The sequence below is a fragment of the Ochrobactrum sp. BTU2 genome (assembly GCF_024539785.1).
GTDB lineage: Bacteria > Pseudomonadota > Alphaproteobacteria > Rhizobiales > Rhizobiaceae > Brucella > Brucella anthropi.
Genome location: NZ_JAHWRG010000002.1, coordinates 892,647 through 911,012, shown reverse-complemented (window position 1 = coordinate 911,012; position 18,366 = coordinate 892,647). Strand labels below are relative to the sequence as shown.

Genomic DNA, 18,366 nt, shown 5'->3' with positions numbered 1-18,366 from the left:
AACTCGCCGAGAGCTTCATCAGCATGGTTCATATTGCTACCGCAAGATACTGGCTCAAATTCGTCCACGCCGCCTAGGCTTCCTCCGCACAAGCAACCGATGGACGTCGCAGCTCGACAATATTGGACTTGAAGCGACCATCTTTTCATTCCATCTTTTGCCCATGAACATCCGAACTCTTGCACTAGCACCGTTTCTGTTGGCCTCGCTGGTACTTCCGGCATTGGCCTCGACCTCTGACTGGACCGAGACGCCCGGCGGGCGTGTTCGCGTCATCATTGAAGACAACAGCCCGAACAACGCGACCAGCAACGAACGGCGCGGTGCCTTGCAAGTTGAGTTGCAGCCAGGCTGGAAAACCTATTGGCGTAATCCCGGCGATGCGGGAGTTCCGCCGCAGATCAACATCGAAGGTGAGGCGAAAGCACAGATCGATTTTCCTGCACCCGTCCGGTTTGGCGGAGAAGATGAAGGCGGGATTGGATATAAACAGCCCGTTTCACTGCCGATAGTCTTTCACCTCACAGCCGCCGACACGCGGCTGAAAGGCCATGTTTTCCTTGGTGTCTGTGAAAAAATATGCATTCCGGTGCAGGCTACGTTCGATTTCCCACTCAATGGAGACGGACAACAGGATTCGCCACAAGCGATAGCGGCCCGCACGATCATTGAGACTGCGTTCGACCGGCTACCGACGGCGGCAACCTCAACGTTCGGCATAAGCGATGTGAAGCGGGATGGAGACCAAGCCGTCTTCGACCTTGCTGTTCCCGACCCCGCCGCCCCTGTGGAGTTGTTTGTCGCCAGCGACAAGATCAGGATTTCCGATGCCGTCGCAATTGAAAGTAGTCAGCCCGGCCACCGTTTCACTGCAAAGGTGCACGGGGAGGCAGATAATGCCGTCGTTGACTATACCATCGTGCAGGGCGGGAAAGCCGTTTCCGGTCAAGTGACGCTGGATTAGTTTTTCCTGCTTCTATCCTTGTTTTAAAATTGTCCAGCGACCTGTTATCGGTTTAACTGTGCCGCCCGCGCTTCGCGGTGCGATTAGAGTTTGACAGTAGGCAGCGGAGCAGACGGCCCCCTGCCCCGAGGAGAAATTAGATGACGATCAAAGTTGGCGACAAGTTGCCTGCAGCGACTTTCAAGGTGAAGACCGCAGACGGCGTCAAGGAAATGACGACCGACGAAGTCTTCAAGGGCAAGAAAGTCGTTCTCTTTGCCGTTCCAGGCGCCTTTACGCCGACCTGCAGCCTCAATCACCTGCCGGGCTATCTCGATAATCGCGATGCGATCCTTGCCAAGGGTGTCGACCAGATCGCGGTTGTTGCGGTGAATGATGCTTTTGTCATGGGCGCTTGGGCACAGAGCACGGGCGGCGAAGGCAAGATCCTCTATCTGGCCGATGGTTCGGCAGTGTTCACAAAAGCGGCAGGCCTTGAGCTCGACGCAACGGCTGGCGGCCTTGGCATTCGTTCCAAGCGTTATTCGGCAATCGTGGAAGACGGTGTGGTCACGACGCTCAACATCGAAGAGCAGGCCGGACAAGCGGTTACATCGGCTGCGTCGGGCATTCTCGAACAGCTTTGATCTAGAGCATTTCCAACGATTTCATTAGCGCGCGTTTCGATCTGACTGGATCAGATCGGCGCTCTAACAAAAAAGGGCGGCAATGCCGCCCTTTTTCATGCAAGTTTATTGCACTTTCAGTGACTTACGCCCACCATACTTGAATGGCTCCATGCCCTCCCGGGCAAGTTCGTCGGCGCGTTCATTTTCCGGATGTCCGGCATGGCCCTTGACCCAATGCCAGTTGACCTTGTGCGGCTTGCGCGCTTCATCAAGCGCCTGCCAAAGCTCAGCATTCTTGACCGGCTTTTTGGCTGCAGTCTTCCAGCCATTGCGTTTCCAGCCTTCGATCCAGCCGGAAATGCCGTCACGCACATAGACCGAATCCGTATAAAGATCGACTTCGCACGGTTCTTTGAGTGCCGAAAGCGCCGAAATAGCCGCCATCAACTCCATGCGGTTGTTGGTCGTGTCGGCTTCGCCGCCCTTCAGTTCCTTGACATTATCATTCCAGCGCAGGATTGCGCCCCAGCCGCCGGGGCCGGGATTGCCCGAGCAGGCACCGTCCGTATAAGCCTCAATCCGCTTCACGCAGCTGCTCCCTGCTGCTCAAGACCATATTCGGCAGCAGTTTCGATCTGGCGATGGAAGCGGATCTTGCGCACATACTCCATCGGGTCTTTCTTGACCACGAAACTGCCTTCGGGAACATTCAGCCAGTCATAAAGCCGGGTGAGCATGAAGCGGATGGCGGCCCCACGCGCCAGAACCGGCAGTGCATCGGCTTCCGCCGCGGAAAGCGGACGAACCGAAGTATAGCCGCGCAGCAGTGCTGCACCTTTGGTGCGATTGTAGGAGAAGTCTTTCTCAAAGCACCATGCGTTCAGGCAGACGGCAACGTCGTAGGCCAGAGTGTCCGTGCAAGCGAAATAGAAATCGATGAAGCCCGAAAGCCTGTCACCAAGGAAGAAGACATTATCCGGAAAAAGATCAGCATGGATCACGCCCTGCGGCAGGTCGGCAGGCCAGTTCTTTTCCAGAAAAGCAAGATCAGCTTCCGCCTCGCGGACGAGGCCCGGTTCCACCGTATCCGCGCGCCCACGCGACAGGTTCCACAACGGGCGCCAGTCGGCAAGCGTCAGGCCATTACGACGGCGCAACGAAAAATCGGCGCCTGCCAGATGCATATGTGCCAGCCCTTCGCCGACCGCTTCGCAATGCTCCACCGTCGGGCGACGCATCCACATGCCTTCAAGGAAAGTGACGATTGCAGCAGGCCGTCCGGCAAGCTCGCCAATTGTCGTGCCATCACGACGAACCACAGGCTGCGGGCACTCGAGCCCACGGCTAGCCAGATGCTGCATCAGGCCGAGAAAGAACGGCAGATCTTCGCGATTGGTGCGCTTTTCGTAAAGCGTCAGGATAAACGAACCAGAAGTCGTATGCAGAAGATAGTTGGAGTTCTCCACTCCCTCCGCGATACCTTTGTAAGATGTCAGTGTGCCGATATCGTACTGCTGCAGGAAAGCGCCAAGTTCGATTTCATTGATATCCGTATAGACGGCCATGCCGCTTATTTCCCTTGTATGATCTTGGGCATCAATTTCGGAATACCGACCACCCGGTGTTCCCCGTTGACGAATGCCATATCCTGCACCGTCAGTTCCACATCGCGAATCTCGCGATTCACAAGGAAATTCTCGGTTTCGACCGTAGTTTCGGCCAGTTCAATCTTCACGTTGAAGCGTGCCTTGAAGGCATCGATGATTTCATCGACGATGATTTCAGGCGCGGAAGCACCTGCCGATAACCCCACAACCGATATATCACCGATGCGGTCCCACTCGATATCAGCCGCGCGTTGAACCAGCATCGACATCCGTGCGCCCGCCTTCTCCGCCACTTCAACCAGTCGCTTGGAGTTGGAGGAATTGGGCGCACCGACGATCAGAAAAAGATCGCATCCGGGAGCGGCGGAACGCACTGCATCCTGCCGGTTGGTCGTGGCATAGCAGATCGATTCCGCAGCAGGCGCGGAAAGGTTTGGAAAGCGTGCTTGTAATTCTTCGATAATGCCTGCTGTGTCGTCCACCGAAAGCGTCGTCTGCGTCACGAAGCCGAGATTGTTCTCATCATCGAAATGGCAGCTGCGCGCATCCTCAACCGTTTCGATCAATGTCACCGCACCGTCCGGCAATTGCCCCATCGTGCCAATCACTTCCGGATGACCGGAATGGCCTATCAGAATGACATGGCGACCGAGGCGCTGATGACGCATGGCCTGCTTATGAACCTTGGAAACCAGCGGACAGGTTGCATCGAGATAGAACAGGTTCTTGGCTTCCGCATCGGCAGGCACCGATTTCGGCACACCGTGGGCGGAGAATACTACCGGCTGATCGCGGTGCTCCGCAGGTATTTCGTGCAGTTCCTCGACAAAGATCGCGCCACGCGACTGCAGACCCTCAACTACATATCGGTTGTGCACGATCTCATGACGAACATAAACCGGCGCGCCATATTTCTTCAGCGCCAGCACAACAATCTGGATCGCCCGGTCCACTCCGGCACAAAAGCCGCGCGGCCCGCAAAGACGAATTTCCAGTGATGGTCGCTGATCGGTCATGAAGCGTGCTCGCAAGGTTCGGCGTGGCTTGAAACTTTAAGCGCATAACGCGTTTAAGTTTTTGTTTCACACATGTCTTTGTCCCCAAAACTGGTGCGCTCTTTTGGGAAACATGCACTCGTCTGGGAGTTGGGCTGCAACGAGGCCGTTGTCAACCCCTCACCCCTCTTCGTTTTTATTCTCGCTGTCTCGGACGGAAAACCGGTCTCCACTTTTCCTAAGACAGCGATAGCGCCACAACCACGTCCCGACAACCCCTATCAGGGCCAGAGCGAGGCCGTACCATGTCATTGCATACTGCAAATGGTTGTTGGGAAAATCGATAATCGTCACGCCACCGATAGGCAGACCACCTGGATTGGGTTTGTTATCTGCATCGACGAAGAACGGCACGACCTCATCCAGATTTGGCAGATCGGCGCTTTCGGCCATCGCCGTCCAGTCTTTCCAATAGAAAATATTCTTGGCGATATCGTTGTCTGGAAGGAAAAACCCGGGCTTTGCCGGCAAGGGGTCGCGTGCCAGACCGGTCACACTCACCAGGCCATCGACCTGTCCTTCAACACGTGTTGAAGGATCTTTTTTTTCGTAGGGAACGAAGCCGCGATTAACCAGCACGAAACGCCCATCTTCAAGCATCAATGGCGTATAGACATTATATCCGGCGGCTCCTTCATAGGTGGCCAGAAAATGCCGCTCTCCCTGATGCATGAAAGTGCCCGAGACCGTCACCGGGCGATATTCGACCGATCCCTCCTGCTTGTAGATTTTTTCCATTTCGGAAAGCGGCAAAGGCGCTTCATGAACGCGCTGTTCGGTCGATGCGATCAGCGCTTCCTTCCATTGCAGACGCTCCACCTGCCAGGTGCCAAGCGCCAGCAAAATGACGAGCGCTATGGCGGATGCGATCACCACACCCCACGGAAAGCGATGCGACTGCTGTGCTGTCGTCATTTACTGTCATCCTGTCGGCTGTCTATCCGCCCCGGCGCTGCCTTGTTGCGATATTGCATATTGATAAGGATGCCTTTGGCCCATCGCATGGCGACGAGGCTGAGGATAATGGCGAGCGGCACCCAGAGAATGAAATGTACCCAGAGCGGCGGCCCCACATTCACTTCCATCCAGAGCGCTAGACCAACGACGATGAAGCCGATAATCAAAATGACAAACGCCGCCGGACCATCGCCGGAATCAGCAAACGCGTAATCCAGTCCGCAAGCCGAGCAGCGTGGAGCGACTTTCAGGAAGCCGTCGAACAGCTTCCCCTCGCCGCAACGCGGGCAGTGTCCGGCAATGCCACTCTTTATGGGATCGACCGGCGGATAAATGTTCTGATCCGGCATTACGCTTCCCTTCTCAATATCTTTTCACAAACAAAAGGCGGCCATGTTGCCAGGGCCGCCTCGGAATTTTTACCCGCTAATGATCAGCCGGCGTGCATCGGTGCGCCCCATCCACCCCATACATAGATGGCGAAGAAAAGGAACAGCCAGACCACGTCAACGAAGTGCCAATACCAGGCAGCGGCTTCGAAACCGAAATGCTGCTTTGGCGTGAAGTCACCGCCGATTGCGCGGAAGAGGCAGACCAGAAGGAAGATCGTGCCGACGATAACGTGGAAACCATGGAAACCGGTCGCCATGAAGAAGGTCGCGCCGTAGATCGAATCCTTGAACGCAAACGGTGCGTGGATGTATTCGTATGCCTGCACAAAGGAGAACAGAACACCCAGCGCCACGGTGATTGCGAGACCGGTGATCATGCCCTTGCGGTCATTGTGCAGCAGCGCGTGGTGCGCCCAGGTCAGCGTCGTGCCCGACAGAAGCAGGATTACGGTGTTGTAGAGCGGCAGGTGCAGCGGATCGAGAACCTCGATGCCCTTCGGAGGCCAGACGCCACCTGTGAACGTGGCGCGCGCTACCTGATGCACTTCATTCGGGAAGAGGCTTGCATCGAAGAACGCCCAGAACCACGCCACGAAGAACATAACTTCCGAGGCGATGAACATGATCATGCCGTAGCGCAGATGCAGCGACACGACGCGGGTATGGTGGCCCTCATGCCCTTCCTTGATCGTATCAGCCCACCAGCCATACATGCAGTAAAGCACGATCGCGAGGCCGATGAAGAATATCCACGGCGTCACAATGTTGAGGCCGAAGAACGGCAGCTCACCGGCATTGATGTAACGCATCCAGGCAATACCGCCGACGGCAAGCACGAATGCACCCACCGAGCTCAGGAACGGCCAAGGACTGGGCGCGATAATATGATAGTCGTGATTTTTCTGATGAACGTCGGCCATGTCTCTCCCCGTAAATCCCCTTAGGGGCTCCTCTCTCGTACCTTCCTGCTTAAACCCCTAACGCGGTGCCAAGCAAGTCTGTCTCTAACAAGCGGTATTTCTTGTCAGAATAAAACCGCTTCATTGTTTTGTCTTTGCGGCATTATGCGCCGCTAGAACATTTCGTGATTCCCTGGATCATTGGAAATGCTCAATCTTCTTGTTTTATGCGCATTATCCTACGCAAAACCGCTCCGCACTTTTGCTGGAAATGCTCGATCTTTTGTTTTTACGCATGTCTCCTGAAACCGGTTCCCACTTTTGGGAGACATGCGCTAGGCATCAGCTTCCGTTGGTTGGCGTCTCGGCCTTGACATTTGCGACCGGCTTCGGCTTTTCAATCGGAAAGAATGTATAGGACAGTGTGATCGTCTTGACGTCCTTCAGATCGGGATCGTTGACGATCTCCGGATCAACAAAGAACACCACCGGCATTTCCATGTCTTCGCCCGGCTGCAGGGTCGTATCTGTAAAACAGAAGCATTCAACCTTGTTGAAGTAAGCTCCTGCCCGACCTGGCGCGACGTTGAAGCTCGCGCGACCATAGGTCGGCTGATCGAACAGGTTACGCGCTTCATACTTGATCATCGTCGTTTCGCCGATGCGAACCGTGACCTCGCGCTGTACGGGCTTGAAATCCCATGCCAGTCCATTGGCCGTATTCGCGTCGAAACGCACCTTGATGGTCTTGTCGAGGATAGTATCCGAATATTGCTCCACCCGCTGCGTCGTGCCGCCATAGCCCGTCACCTGACAGAAAATGCGGTAGAGCGGAACGGAAGCATAGGCTGCACCGATCATGCAGACAAAGAAAGACAGGCACGCAAAAGCAATCGTCGCATTGGAGCGCTGTTGCTTCTTCAGCTTTTGATCCTTTTCCTGCTGATCCGCCATTTTCTCCTCCCAGATTAAGTTTAAAGCGTATCGCGTATTATCTACTTCATACGACAGGCTTTAAACCGTTGTATGTATGCAGTCTTTATCCCAAAATCGGCTCCCGTGTTTGGGAGACAAGCTAGATCGGCCGCACCAAAACGTTCACACCCAGTTTCGCAATTGTGCCGATGTAAACAAGCAGCACGAACAGCGCCAGAGCGATTGCCAATCCCCAAGAGCGATTGCGCTGGGCTCGCTTCTGCTGTTCCGTCGGAACAATCAGCTCCAGCTCGTTGTCCGTCGGCTTCTGTACGGTTTTATCCATTAGAACCCTCCAAAGGCGATCAACGCCTTCATTACCAGTGCCTCGACAAGCAGCACCGCAAACAATCCCGACAGGTATAGCAGCGAGAAACGGAACAACTTGCGGGCGGCGGCCAGCATTTCAGGCTGTGATCCGGCAACCCACATGCGCCATGCATAGTAAACGAAGGCCAGTCCAAGCAGCGTGGAAATCGCGCCATAGACCGGACCCGCAAAGCCAAGCACCCACGGCAGAACGCCAACCGGCGCCATGATGATCGAGTAGAAGAGTGCCTGACGCCGGGTCGAAAGCTCGCCCTTGACGTTCGGCATCATCGGAATACGCGCCGCTTCATAATCATTGGCTGAAAAAAGCGACAACGCCCAGAAATGCGGAGGGGTCCACAGGAAGATAATCATGAACAGAACGACGCTGTCCCAGGTGATTTCGCCTGTTGCAGCCGCCCAGCCAATCATCGGAGGGAATGCACCTGCCGCACCGCCGATGACGATGTTCTGTGGCGTCGAGCGCTTCAGCCACATCGTATAAACGACGGCATAAAAGAAAATCGTAAAGGCAAGCAGTGCGGCCGACAGCCAGTTGACCATCAGGCCAAGCGTGACGACTGAAAAGGCTGAAAGTGTCAGGCCGAAGGCCAGAACTTGATTGGGCGCAATAATGCCAGCTGGAATAGGCCGGTTGCGCGTGCGCTTCATCACTGCGTCAATATCAGCATCATACCACATGTTCAGCGCACCAGACGCGCCAGCGCCGACCGCTACGCACAAGATGCTGATGGCAGCGAGCACAGGATTCATATGTCCCGGTGCGACCACGAGACCGACCAGCCCGGTGAAGACCACAAGGGACATCACCCGGGGCTTCAAAAGAACAAGGTAATCCCGCGCAGTCGCTTCGGAGAGAGCGAGCGCGTCGTCGGTACCTGCGTTTTTTTCCACCAGAGACATTTTGACTTTAAAAACCTCAAATTCACCGGTCCGAACACCGCGCCCCTACAGCACGGATCGGCACAATCACAACAATGTCCTCCCGGAAACCGTTCTGTTCCCGCCGGAAATGCCGTGCTTGATGGCCGACTTTTTCGTCTACCGGCGACGGGCGGAACAGAATGCCGCCCGCCCATAGCACATTTTGTAAAGAAGGGCGAAGTCTTTTCCGGACTCCGCCCATCGCACGATTACTTGATGCGCGGCAGCTGTTCCCACTGGTGGAACGGCGGTGGCGACGAGAGCTGCCATTCCAGCGTGGTTGCGCCTTCACCCCATGGGTTTGCACCGGCTTCACGCTTCTTCGCAAATGCCTCGAAGACATTGTAGAGGAAGATCAGGACTGCGAAGCCCGAAATATAGGAGCCGTAGGACGACACCATGTTCCAGCCTGCATAGGCATCCGGATAGTCGATGTAACGGCGCGGCATGCCAGCAAGACCGAGGAAGTGCTGCGGGAAGAAGACCAGGTTCACGCCAACGAAGGTGACCCAGAAATGCAGCTTCGCCGTAAACTCATTGTACATGTAGCCGCTCATCTTCGGGAACCAGTAGTACCAGCCCGCGAAGATCGCAAACACCGCACCCAGCGACAGAACGTAGTGGAAGTGCGCCACAACGTAGTAGGTGTCGTGCAGTGCGCGGTCGAGACCGGCATTGGCGAGCTGAACACCCGTCACACCACCGACCGTGAACAGGAAGATAAAGCCGATTGCCCACAGCATCGGTGCGCGGAACGTGATCGAACCGCCCCACATCGTCGCGATCCACGAGAAGATCTTGATACCCGTCGGAACAGCGATGACCATCGTGGCGAACACGAAGTAACGCTGCGTGTCGAGTGACAGGCCAACCGTATACATGTGGTGAGCCCAGACGACGAAGCCCACGACACCGATTGCCACCATGGCGTAAGCCATGCCGAGGTAACCGAAGATCGGCTTGCGCGAGAAGGTCGACACGATGTGGCTGACAATGCCGAAGCCCGGCAGGATCAGAATGTACACTTCCGGATGCCCGAAGAACCAGAACAGATGCTGGTAAAGGATCGGATCACCACCACCATCCGGCGTAAAGAAGGTCGTTCCGAAATTGCGATCGGTCAGCAGCATGGTGATGCCACCTGCCAGAACCGGCAGCGAAAGCAGCAGCAGGAATGCCGTCACCAGAACAGCCCAGGCGAAGAGCGGCATCTTGTGCAGCGTCATGCCCGGAGCGCGCATGTTCAGGATCGTGGTGATGAAATTGATCGCGCCGAGAATCGACGAAGCACCGGAAATGTGCAGCGCCAGAATGGCGAAATCGATTGCCGGACCAGGCTGGCCGGTCGTCGATAGCGGCGGATACAGTGTCCAGCCGCCACCGGGGCCCCAACCACCGGGTGCCGAAGGCATGAACAGCGAGATCATCAGCAGCAACAGCGCAGGCGGCAGAAGCCAGAACGAGATGTTGTTCATGCGCGGGAAAGCCATGTCCGGCGCGCCGATCATCAGCGGCACCATCCAGTTGGCAAAACCACCGATCAGCGCGGGCATGACCATGAAGAAGATCATGACCAGAGCATGCGCGGAGGTGAACACATTGAACATCTGCTTGCCGGCATCAAGCGCGGCATCGCCCTCAACACCGTAAACCATGGACGCCAAGCCATGGAAAATCTGGATGCCCGGTTCCTGGAGTTCAGCGCGCATCGCGATCGACAGGGCGCCGCCGATAATACCGGCGATGATTGCAAAAATCAGGTACAGGGTACCGATGTCTTTATGATTGGTCGAGTATACCCAACGAACCCAGCCGTGCGGCTTGTGGTCGTCGTGAGCACCATGCTCGTGAGCTGCTGTGCCAGCCATGGAATTCGCTCCCGTTTTTCAACAGTCTTGGCGTTCGGGATCAGAGACCCGCCGCAGCCACTTTATCGTTTGCGCCACCTTCAACAGCGGCCTGAAGCGCCTTGTTCGCGCCGTTCAGATCCGATCCCGCAGCGGCGATCCAGGTCTGATATTGCTCTTTCGAGACAACGCGCACGGCGATCGGCATGAAGCCATGATCCTTGCCGCAAAGCTCAGAGCACTGACCGTAGTAGAGGCCTTCCTTGTCCGCTTTGAACCAGGCTTCGTTGATACGACCCGGAACAGCGTCCATCTTCACGCCGAAAGCCGGAATGGTCCACGAATGGATCACATCGGCAGCAGTGACGAGAAGACGAACCGTTTCGCCGACCGGAACCACGACTTCATTGTCGACGGCCAGAAGACGCGGATAACGCGCGCGGTCTTCCTTGCCGGCAGCGGCGCGATCGCCATCCTTCAGAAGAAGGGCATCAAAGCTGACCGGATTATCGACCTGATATTCGTAACCCCAATACCACTGATAACCTGTCGCCTTGACCGTCAGCGTCGGATCTTCCGGCGAATACTGCGCCGTCAGAAGCTGGAAAGACGGAACCGCCAAAAACAGAAGAATGATCACAGGCCCGATGGTCCAGACCACTTCAATAGCGGTATTGTGGCTGGTTTTGGATGGCTCCGGGTTCGCGCTCGCACGAAAGCGAAACACCACCCAAAGCAACAAGAACAGAACCAGCAAGGTAATTGGAATGATAAACCAGAGCGTATAGCGCTCAAACCAATGAATCTGTTCGGCAATTCCAGTCGCTGCGTCCTGAAATCTCCATTCCCAGGGACGGGGCTGGTCCGCAAAAGCGGCACCAGTCGTCCACAGCACTGCAAGAGCGCCGCCGAAGGCGCTCTTCGTTGTGGCAACAATCTTATCCACCAGAACTCTCTCCCTTTTCGCCCTTTCGAGCTGGACGCCGGACGCTAAAGACGGCCGCATCCCCCGTCGGCGTTCAAACCACACCTTAGCGCACACCGCAAGGAAGGCGAATATGTTCCTGTGCGGCATTTTTGCGCGCAGTCCATGTGGGAAAGAGCGAATGTCCGAGTTTAATCAATGCGCCGGAGCTGCTCGTTTTCACCGTGAAAACTTGGGAAAACCGTACGAAACCCATAATGAAGCCATGATTTGACAAGACGTTTCCTTTAACGTGCCGCGTGACAATCGACGCAACAGACGGTATCACCGTTGCTATGATGGCCAGGACTGATAATCGCCAATCACGGCGCTTTTCATGGCCAATGCAGCGCGTTAACGTCCCGGTGATTCGATCTGGAGATTTCATGACTTTTCGCATGCTTGCCCGCCGCACGATCAGCCAGCGCCTCGCAACTCTTGCAACAGGCGTCAGCTTGACGCTTGCCGTTGCAACGCTTCCTTCGGTTGCTCAGGAAACACCGGCGCAGTTACAAACCCCACAAGAGGCCCCTGCTGCCCAGTCGCAGGCGGCTCCGAGCAGCCCGCAGCAGAGCGGCAAGCTCAAGTCGCAGCATGGCGCATGGTCCGTTCTGTGTGATACGCCTGCGGGCGCCAAGACTGAGCAATGCGCGCTGATCCAGAATGTGGTCGCCGCAAAGCGCCCTGAACTGGGTCTTTCGGTCGTCGTTCTCAAGACAGCAGACAACAAGGCGCGCATCCTTCGCGTTCTGGCGCCGCTAGGCGTTCTGTTGCCCAACGGTCTTGGCCTCAATGTCGACGGCAAGGATATCGGTCGCGCCTATTTCGTCCGCTGCTTCGAAGACGGCTGCTACGCCGAAGTGATCCTAGAGGATGAACTTCTCAAGACATTGCGTTCCGGCAAGGCTGCGACCTTCATCGTCTTCCAGACGCCGGAAGAAGGCGTGGGCATTCCTGTCGATCTCAAGGGGTTCGGTGAAGGCTTCGACGCGTTGCCTTGATCACAACTGAGATGACCGGTTGTTCTCAACCGATTTAAGGCTTACATCCTGCAGCAAACACATGCTGCAGGATTTATTTTATGAAAAGCCTGATCGACAGTTTCGACGCCAGCCGCGACGATATCGAGCGTCTTGTCGCCCAAAGCCTGAAGGGCAGCGACGACGGAGAGCTCTTCGTGGAATATCGCGAGGCGGAGGCGCTTGTTTTCGACAATGGTCGTCTCAAGACCGGCTCCTTCAATCAGGATCAGGGATTCGGCCTGCGCTCGGTCGCAGGCGAAGCAATCGGCTATGCCCACGCGGGCGATCTTTCGCTTGCCGCCTTGAAGCGCGCTTCCGATGCGGTTTCTGCAACCCTTAAGGGCTACGGCGGAAACTATTCGGCGGCACCTGCCGGCACCAACCGTCACCTTTACACGGATGAAAACCCCATCGGTTCGCCGACATTCGATTCCAAGGTGCAGCTTTTGCAGCAAATAGACGCCTATCTGCGTGCCAAGGACCCGAAAGTACGTCAGGTTTCCGTTTCGCTCGCAGGCTCGTGGCAGCAGGTCGAAATTCTGCGCGCCGACGGTCATTTCGTACGCGATATACGACCCATGGTGCGCCTGAGCGTTGCGGTAGTGGCAGGCGATGGCGACCGTCAGGAATCAGGTTCGCATACGGTTGGCGGACGCAAGGGCTTTGGCGAGTTCATCACCGCTGAAAGCTGGCAGCATGCCGCCGATGAGGCATTGCGTCAGGCCCTCGTCAATCTGGAAGCTATCCCTGCCCCGGCAGGCACATTCGACATCGTTCTGGCCAATGGCTGGCCGGGTGTGATGCTGCATGAAGCCGTCGGGCACGGGTTGGAAGGCGACTTCAATCGAAAAAAGACCTCTGCCTTTGCCGGTCTGCTTGGACAGCAGGTTGCCTCCAAGGGTGTCACGGTCGTCGATGACGGCACGATTGCCGAGCGCCGGGGTTCGCTGACCATTGATGACGAAGGCACCCCGACCAATCGCACCGTGCTGATCGAAGACGGCAAACTCGTCAATTATATGCAGGATCGCCAGAACGCCCGCCTGATGGGCATGGAAGCTACCGGCAATGGACGCCGCGAATCCTATGCTCACGCACCTATGCCGCGCATGACGAACACCTACATGCTTTCCGGCGACAAGACGCCGGAAGAGATCATCGCCTCCATGAAAAAGGGCATCTATGCCGTTTCCTTTGGCGGTGGTCAGGTCGATATCACCTCCGGCAAGTTCGTGTTCGGCTGTACGGAAGCCTACATGATCGAGGACGGCAAGGTCGGCGCGCCGATCAAGGGAGCGATGCTGATTGGCAATGGTCCGGATGCGATGCAGCGGATTTCGATGATCGGCAACGATATGAAGCTTGATACGGGTAGCGGCAATTGCGGCAAGGGTGGTCAGTGGGTACCTGTCGGCGTCGGCCAGCCGCATCTGCGCATGGATCAGGTAACAGTGGGAGGCACGGCTGTATAAGAGCCCTGCCGTCTTCCGCGCTTTCGCTCAGATGCCTGCTTTTTAGTGTCATCTAACTTGCAGATATCACCGGTAAAGTGCAGGCTATCAGGGTAACAGCCTGCATAGCGATATTCGATGTCAGGCCGGTCTGGAGAGAGGAATGCCTGAATCGCCTTACGACTGGACGGGCAAGCGAACGGAAAAACGTGACCGGCAAAAGCGTATGCTGGTCGTGACAGCCATCACGATGGGCGCACTCATTCTTGTCCTCGGCATGGTGGACGGCCTGCTGATCCTGCTAGGCTGATATGCTGCCGATTTACGAAATCGATTGTGCCGGGATAGAAAACCCTGACGATCTTTGGCGACGGTATCTTTCCGCTGTTCCAGCCCAAGACCCGGAATCCTTCGGTTACACACTCGACTCATTCTGGGACGCTGTGCAATGGCAAGGTCCAGGCTGGCCCGGTGAATGCGAACTCGTTTTCAGGAACTCCGAAGCTCTGGGCAAATTGAAAACACGCGGCGGCAAGCCGTTTCTAGAAGCGTTCAAACGCCTCGTGAGCGAAACAGATAGAATCCAGATTAAACTGGAGTTTTGACAATGACTTACGATGAAATCTTGAAAGAAGAAGATCTTCAATTCCCTTGGCGCTTAAAACCCTTGCTCAAATGCAGAGATAACCAAGACTACGGAAGTCAATCATGGAGTTACTATGCTTACTCTTATGATAGAGCATTTGAAATAATGGCTCGCCATACACTTGAATATCCCATTAATAATCAAAGCCTTACTATCCCACTTTTCTATTTAGCGAGACATAGTATGGAGTTAGCGCTCGAAGAAGCATTGCGCGAAATTGCTCATATTGGAGTTGATGACGCGCGAACAGACGGGCATGATCTCCTAAAGCTATATGATGACCTTCAAAAAATACTCAAAGATAACGGCGTCAACGACGATGGGCGGTGGAGCAATCATTGTCGGCGAATTCTCACTCACATACACAGCGCCGATCCCAAAGGAGAACACTTCCGTTATCCCGCGGCGCTAAACGGCAACGTCTTTCCAGAAGTGACAGTGAACATCGAAGGGCTTATTCGCGCGCATTATCACGTGACATTACTTGCCGACTGCGTAGTAACTATGCTTCAGGAAAATCGCAATTACGAACTACCCTATTAAATAATTAAGTACCCGGATTTTCTTCCAGCAAACCGGTCACGAAATCGAACAGACCCGGGCGGCGGTCACGGCGAAGACGTTCAGCTTCAATGATCGACTTGATGGCCGCAAAGGAGCGATCAAGATCTTCATTGATGACGATATAATCGTACTTCACCCATTTCTGGATTTCAAAACGCGCATTCTGCAAACGGGTCTCGATGACATCCGCCGTATCTTCCGCGCGACGGTTCAGGCGCTGCTGCAATTCGCGCATGGTGGGCGGAAGAATAAAGATCGACACCACATCGGCTGGCATCTTTGCTTGCAACTGGTCTGCACCCTGCCAGTCAATGTCAAACAGCATATCCTGACCGTCAGCCAGCGCGATCTCAGCCGTTTCGCGCAGCGTGCCATAGAAATTGCCATGGACCTCGGCCCATTCGATCAGCTCATCATTGTCACGAAGGCGTTCAAACTCGCGGATCGTCTTGAAATGGTAGTGAACCCCTTCGATCTCGCTCGGGCGGCGCTGGCGCGTCGTCACACTGATCGACAGCGAGAGGTTCATCTTCTTGTCTTCCAGCAACAGCCGGGCAATGGTGGACTTACCGGCTCCGGATGGCGACGAGATCACCACCATCAAGCCTCTACGTGCGACGCCATTTTCAACCGAAGAGATGGCCATGATACCTGTTACTCCAGATTTTGTACTTGTTCGCGAAACTGGTCCACGACTGCCTTCAGTTCCAGACCGATGGCTGTGATCGACGCTGCATTCGATTTGGAACACAGTGTATTAGCTTCACGATTAAATTCCTGTGAAAGAAAATCGAGCTTGCGCCCGACGGGGCCACCATCCGCCAGAAGCTTGCGGGCGGATGCCACATGGGTCTCCAACCGGTCAAGCTCTTCCTGAATATCGGCCTTGGTCGCCAGAAACGCCGCTTCCTGATAGAGCCGCGTCTCATCAAGCTCGCGTGCGGAATCCATCAGCAGCGCCACCTGTCCAGCGAGACGGGCCTTGATCGCGTCTGTGCTCCGCGACGGGTCGCGGCGGGCATTCACGGTCAGGCGCTCGATACTGTCAACATGCGCGGACAGAATAGTGAAAAGAGCCTTGCCCTCCTGCTTGCGGGCATCGGCGATTGCTTTCAGCGTTTCCTCAAAACCTGAGACGACGGCAGCTTCCAGTCCGCCGCGCTCGTCTTCGTCATCAGCCATCTGTGCCTGATCGATGATACCGCGCAACGAAAGAATGCCGTCTACGCTGGCGGGGGCCAGTCCGTGCGTTGCCTGCAAATCCGCACCGAGCTTCAGGATCTCGGCGAGCATGGCCTGATTGATGCTGAAACCAGCCTGTGCCTCGCTGCGCTCCACACTGAGGCTTGCCTGAAAATTGCCACGCGAAAAATGACGCGCCAGCATGGAGCGTACAGGATGTTCGGCGGCTTCAAGGCCTTGCGGCAGACGCAGCCGAAGGTCGAGCCCCTTACCATTGACGGAACGCACTTCCCAGATGATGCGCGCTTCTCCGCCTTCCATGGCATGTTGCACGGCATGGCGTGCAAAACCGGTCATGCTTTGGAGCGCCATGCGTTCCATCCCCTCAACTCACGCCCGCGACAGTGCGGACTTACTCTAAAAACCAATCCGAAGCCGGTGGCGAACACCGGCTTCGGTTACACATTCTCAAACTCACCAAAGCCGTAGCGAAAAGCTACTGCCCCGCGCTTTGGTTTGTATTGCTGCCGCTATTGTTCTGTTGCTCGATATTCTTTTGCTGCTCCACGGAGCGCCATTTACGGACGTTGGCGTTGTGTTCCTGCAGCGTCTTCGAGAACACATGGCCACCCGTGCCATCGGCAACGAAATAGAGGTCTTCCGTATCCAGCGGATTGGCGACAGCTTCCAGCGCAGCCTTGCCCGGATTGGCAATCGGCGTCGGCGGAAGACCGTTGATCACATAGGTATTTTAAGGTGTCGGCTTTTCGATGTCCGACTTGAAGATCGGCCGATCAGAAGGTTTGCCAGCTCCGCCGAACAGGCCATAAATAATGGTCGGATCGGACTGGATGCGCATGCCCTTCTTCAAGCGATTGACGAAGACCGACGCCACATGCGGGCGTTCCGACGCGATACCGGTTTCCTTTTCAACGATGGAAGCCAGCGTCACAAATTCGTTCTTGTCCTTGATCGGCAGGTCGGAACCACGCTTTGCCCAGGCGTCGTCCACGAGCTTCTTCTGGGAGGCGACCATACGATCGATGATTTCCGAACGCGTCGTGCCACGCGTGAAATTCAGCGTATCGGTGAAGAGCGAACCTTCCGGCGGCATGTCCTTCGGCATGTCACCAACCAGTGTCGGATCAGCCGAGATACGATCGAAAATCTGCTTGACCGTCAGACCTTCTGGAATGGTCAGCGGATACATGATGGATTTGCCGCTGATGAGGATATTCATCACATCGCGCATCGAAGCGCCCGCCGGGATGGCGTATTCGCCCGCCTTCAGATCATTTTCATGACCGAGCGTCCGCATCCCATAGCGGAAAATACGCGCGTCACTGACGATTTCACGATTTTCCAGGCTGTTGGAAACTTCGGCGATACCAGCGCCGCGCTTGACGAGAAACGTCGTTTCGGCAGTAAGCGGACCTTGTCCGTCAAACTGCATCTTGCCGAAATAGAACAAGGCCGACGCGCCGAGCAGAACAAGCACGACCAGCGACAGCATGAAATTCATGAAAACCACGATCTGGCTGCGGGCATGGCGCGAACGCTTGCTCGGCGGCGGCGTTCCCGGCTCGGGACGCAGAGCTTCAGACGCGGATTTCGGCACGAACGGCTTTGAAGTCGCGTTCGTTTCCTGCGTCACGCCCTTGGGCAGTTCGTCTGCAGGGGGTGTTCCGGATGGCGCCTCTGAATTCACTCAATCACCTCGGTCCAGAGTATTTCGTTAGTTTGAACCAAACCACGAGAAAGGCTCTGTCTATCTATTTTGGCGAACCTCCCGACACATTGTGCCGAATGCCCGCCCAGAACGGCTTTTTGCACTTATTTTCGTCAGAGTGGCTGAAACTCTTCGGAGTCGTAACCACACTAACCGCTGTTCGCGATTTTAAACATCGCATCCGGTTTTATTTTGGCAAAAACGCGGAGAAATCCCCGCGTTTTTTTTAAATTCGATATTCTATTTTCAG

The 18,366-nt window shown here is 55.6% G+C and carries 20 protein-coding genes and 1 pseudogene; 7 read left to right on the top strand and 14 right to left on the bottom strand.

Annotation, left to right across the window (positions count from 1 at the left end):
* Nucleotides 1–163 precede the first annotated feature (163 nt).
* The gene (locus KWJ32_RS09080) at nucleotides 164–964 is read left to right on the top strand and encodes a protein-disulfide reductase DsbD domain-containing protein (RefSeq protein WP_012090855.1); all 801 of its coding nucleotides are present in this window, start codon (nucleotides 164–166) and stop codon (nucleotides 962–964) included.
* 140 nt (nucleotides 965–1,104) lie between these two features.
* Nucleotides 1,105–1,590 carry a peroxiredoxin gene (locus KWJ32_RS09075; RefSeq protein WP_010658408.1) on the top strand — a complete coding sequence of 162 codons (486 nt, stop codon included), beginning with the start codon at nucleotides 1,105–1,107 and terminating at the stop codon, nucleotides 1,588–1,590.
* Nucleotides 1,591–1,695: 105 nt separating this feature from the next.
* Here the strand turns inward: KWJ32_RS09075 and rnhA are convergent, their stop codons facing one another.
* From rnhA to coxB, 11 genes are all read right to left on the bottom strand, one after another.
* The gene (rnhA, locus tag KWJ32_RS09070) at nucleotides 1,696–2,160 is read right to left on the bottom strand and encodes a ribonuclease HI (RefSeq protein WP_012090854.1); all 465 of its coding nucleotides are present in this window, start codon (nucleotides 2,158–2,160) and stop codon (nucleotides 1,696–1,698) included.
* Nucleotides 2,157–3,137: a homoserine kinase gene (locus tag KWJ32_RS09065; protein WP_012090853.1), complete on the bottom strand. Its 981-nt coding sequence runs from the start codon at nucleotides 3,135–3,137 to the stop codon at nucleotides 2,157–2,159. Before KWJ32_RS09065 ends, rnhA begins: the two co-directional genes overlap by 4 nt.
* A 5-nt stretch (nucleotides 3,138–3,142) precedes the next feature.
* On the bottom strand, nucleotides 3,143–4,195 hold the full coding sequence (gene ispH, locus KWJ32_RS09060) for a 4-hydroxy-3-methylbut-2-enyl diphosphate reductase (RefSeq protein ID WP_012090852.1): 1,053 nt from the start codon (nucleotides 4,193–4,195) through the stop codon (nucleotides 3,143–3,145).
* Between the two features lie 159 nt (nucleotides 4,196–4,354).
* Nucleotides 4,355–5,149 (bottom strand): SURF1 family protein, encoded by a 795-nt coding sequence (locus KWJ32_RS09055; RefSeq protein WP_012090851.1) that lies wholly within the window; start codon nucleotides 5,147–5,149, stop codon nucleotides 4,355–4,357.
* On the bottom strand, nucleotides 5,146–5,541 hold the full coding sequence (locus KWJ32_RS09050) for a DUF983 domain-containing protein (protein ID WP_010658403.1): 396 nt from the start codon (nucleotides 5,539–5,541) through the stop codon (nucleotides 5,146–5,148). The genes KWJ32_RS09055 and KWJ32_RS09050 overlap by 4 nt, the downstream gene beginning before the upstream one ends.
* Nucleotides 5,542–5,624: 83 nt before the next feature.
* Entirely contained in the window at nucleotides 5,625–6,503 is an 879-nt protein-coding gene (locus KWJ32_RS09045) for a cytochrome c oxidase subunit 3 (RefSeq protein ID WP_012090850.1), read from the bottom strand.
* A gap of 321 nt (nucleotides 6,504–6,824) precedes the next feature.
* The gene (locus tag KWJ32_RS09040; protein WP_012090849.1) at nucleotides 6,825–7,436 is read right to left on the bottom strand and encodes a cytochrome c oxidase assembly protein; all 612 of its coding nucleotides are present in this window, start codon (nucleotides 7,434–7,436) and stop codon (nucleotides 6,825–6,827) included.
* A gap of 121 nt (nucleotides 7,437–7,557) precedes the next feature.
* Complete coding sequence (locus KWJ32_RS09035) at nucleotides 7,558–7,743, bottom strand: hypothetical protein (protein WP_010658400.1); 186 nt, start codon at nucleotides 7,741–7,743, stop codon at nucleotides 7,558–7,560.
* Nucleotides 7,743–8,690: a heme o synthase gene (locus tag KWJ32_RS09030; protein ID WP_012090848.1), complete on the bottom strand. Its 948-nt coding sequence runs from the start codon at nucleotides 8,688–8,690 to the stop codon at nucleotides 7,743–7,745. Before KWJ32_RS09030 ends, KWJ32_RS09035 begins: the two co-directional genes overlap by 1 nt.
* Before the next feature lie 230 nt (nucleotides 8,691–8,920).
* Nucleotides 8,921–10,579 (bottom strand): cytochrome c oxidase subunit I, encoded by a 1,659-nt coding sequence (gene ctaD, locus KWJ32_RS09025; protein ID WP_010658398.1) that lies wholly within the window; start codon nucleotides 10,577–10,579, stop codon nucleotides 8,921–8,923.
* Nucleotides 10,580–10,619: 40 nt separating this feature from the next.
* Complete coding sequence (gene coxB / locus KWJ32_RS09020; protein ID WP_012090847.1) at nucleotides 10,620–11,504, bottom strand: cytochrome c oxidase subunit II; 885 nt, start codon at nucleotides 11,502–11,504, stop codon at nucleotides 10,620–10,622.
* 404 nt (nucleotides 11,505–11,908) lie between these two features.
* Between coxB and KWJ32_RS09015 the strand changes: the two genes are divergently transcribed.
* From KWJ32_RS09015 to KWJ32_RS08995, 5 genes are all read left to right on the top strand, one after another.
* Entirely contained in the window at nucleotides 11,909–12,523 is a 615-nt protein-coding gene (locus tag KWJ32_RS09015; protein ID WP_012090846.1) for an invasion associated locus B family protein, read from the top strand.
* A gap of 80 nt (nucleotides 12,524–12,603) precedes the next feature.
* Nucleotides 12,604–14,016: a metalloprotease TldD gene (gene tldD, locus KWJ32_RS09010; RefSeq protein ID WP_012090845.1), complete on the top strand. Its 1,413-nt coding sequence runs from the start codon at nucleotides 12,604–12,606 to the stop codon at nucleotides 14,014–14,016.
* A 142-nt stretch (nucleotides 14,017–14,158) separates the two neighbouring features.
* The gene (locus KWJ32_RS09005) at nucleotides 14,159–14,305 is read left to right on the top strand and encodes a hypothetical protein (RefSeq protein ID WP_158304317.1); all 147 of its coding nucleotides are present in this window, start codon (nucleotides 14,159–14,161) and stop codon (nucleotides 14,303–14,305) included.
* A 1-nt stretch (nucleotide 14,306) separates the two neighbouring features.
* A complete protein-coding gene (locus tag KWJ32_RS09000) occupies nucleotides 14,307–14,600 on the top strand; it encodes a barstar family protein (protein ID WP_040129769.1) in 294 nt (97 codons plus the stop codon).
* Nucleotides 14,601–14,602: 2 nt separating this feature from the next.
* On the top strand, nucleotides 14,603–15,184 hold the full coding sequence (locus tag KWJ32_RS08995; RefSeq protein ID WP_041544953.1) for a hypothetical protein: 582 nt from the start codon (nucleotides 14,603–14,605) through the stop codon (nucleotides 15,182–15,184).
* A 4-nt stretch (nucleotides 15,185–15,188) separates the two neighbouring features.
* On the opposite strand, the gene gmk is transcribed toward KWJ32_RS08995, so the two are convergent.
* The 3 genes and pseudogenes from gmk to mltG all read right to left on the bottom strand — a co-directional run bounded on the left by gmk (nucleotide 15,189) and on the right by mltG (nucleotide 18,095).
* On the bottom strand, nucleotides 15,189–15,851 hold the full coding sequence (gmk, locus tag KWJ32_RS08990; RefSeq protein ID WP_012090842.1) for a guanylate kinase: 663 nt from the start codon (nucleotides 15,849–15,851) through the stop codon (nucleotides 15,189–15,191).
* An 8-nt stretch (nucleotides 15,852–15,859) separates the two neighbouring features.
* Entirely contained in the window at nucleotides 15,860–16,759 is a 900-nt protein-coding gene (locus KWJ32_RS08985; protein ID WP_012090841.1) for a YicC/YloC family endoribonuclease, read from the bottom strand.
* 124 nt (nucleotides 16,760–16,883) lie between these two features.
* Nucleotides 16,884–18,095 (bottom strand): annotated as a pseudogene (gene mltG / locus KWJ32_RS08980) (endolytic transglycosylase MltG).
* Nucleotides 18,096–18,366: the final 271 nt, after the last annotated feature.

Bases quoted from the DNA above. Each gene is read 5' to 3' on its own strand.
- KWJ32_RS09080 (WP_012090855.1), top strand. From the start codon at position 164: ATGAACATCCGAACTCTTGCACTAGCACCGTTTCTGTTGGCCTCGCTG.
- KWJ32_RS09075 (WP_010658408.1), top strand. From the start codon at position 1,105: ATGACGATCAAAGTTGGCGACAAGTTGCCTGCAGCGACTTTCAAGGTG.
- KWJ32_RS09065 (WP_012090853.1), bottom strand. From the start codon at position 3,137: ATGGCCGTCTATACGGATATCAATGAAATCGAACTTGGCGCTTTCCTG.
- ispH (WP_012090852.1), bottom strand. From the start codon at position 4,195: ATGACCGATCAGCGACCATCACTGGAAATTCGTCTTTGCGGGCCGCGC.
- KWJ32_RS09055 (WP_012090851.1), bottom strand. From the start codon at position 5,149: ATGACGACAGCACAGCAGTCGCATCGCTTTCCGTGGGGTGTGGTGATC.
- KWJ32_RS09050 (WP_010658403.1), bottom strand. From the start codon at position 5,541: ATGCCGGATCAGAACATTTATCCGCCGGTCGATCCCATAAAGAGTGGC.
- KWJ32_RS09045 (WP_012090850.1), bottom strand. From the start codon at position 6,503: ATGGCCGACGTTCATCAGAAAAATCACGACTATCATATTATCGCGCCC.
- KWJ32_RS09040 (WP_012090849.1), bottom strand. From the start codon at position 7,436: ATGGCGGATCAGCAGGAAAAGGATCAAAAGCTGAAGAAGCAACAGCGC.
- KWJ32_RS09035 (WP_010658400.1), bottom strand. From the start codon at position 7,743: ATGGATAAAACCGTACAGAAGCCGACGGACAACGAGCTGGAGCTGATT.
- KWJ32_RS09030 (WP_012090848.1), bottom strand. From the start codon at position 8,690: ATGTCTCTGGTGGAAAAAAACGCAGGTACCGACGACGCGCTCGCTCTC.
- ctaD (WP_010658398.1), bottom strand. From the start codon at position 10,579: ATGGCTGGCACAGCAGCTCACGAGCATGGTGCTCACGACGACCACAAG.
- KWJ32_RS09015 (WP_012090846.1), top strand. From the start codon at position 11,909: ATGACTTTTCGCATGCTTGCCCGCCGCACGATCAGCCAGCGCCTCGCA.
- tldD (WP_012090845.1), top strand. From the start codon at position 12,604: ATGAAAAGCCTGATCGACAGTTTCGACGCCAGCCGCGACGATATCGAG.
- KWJ32_RS09005 (WP_158304317.1), top strand. From the start codon at position 14,159: ATGCCTGAATCGCCTTACGACTGGACGGGCAAGCGAACGGAAAAACGT.
- KWJ32_RS09000 (WP_040129769.1), top strand. From the start codon at position 14,307: ATGCTGCCGATTTACGAAATCGATTGTGCCGGGATAGAAAACCCTGAC.
- KWJ32_RS08995 (WP_041544953.1), top strand. From the start codon at position 14,603: ATGACTTACGATGAAATCTTGAAAGAAGAAGATCTTCAATTCCCTTGG.
- gmk (WP_012090842.1), bottom strand. From the start codon at position 15,851: ATGGCCATCTCTTCGGTTGAAAATGGCGTCGCACGTAGAGGCTTGATG.
- KWJ32_RS08985 (WP_012090841.1), bottom strand. From the start codon at position 16,759: ATGGCGCTCCAAAGCATGACCGGTTTTGCACGCCATGCCGTGCAACAT.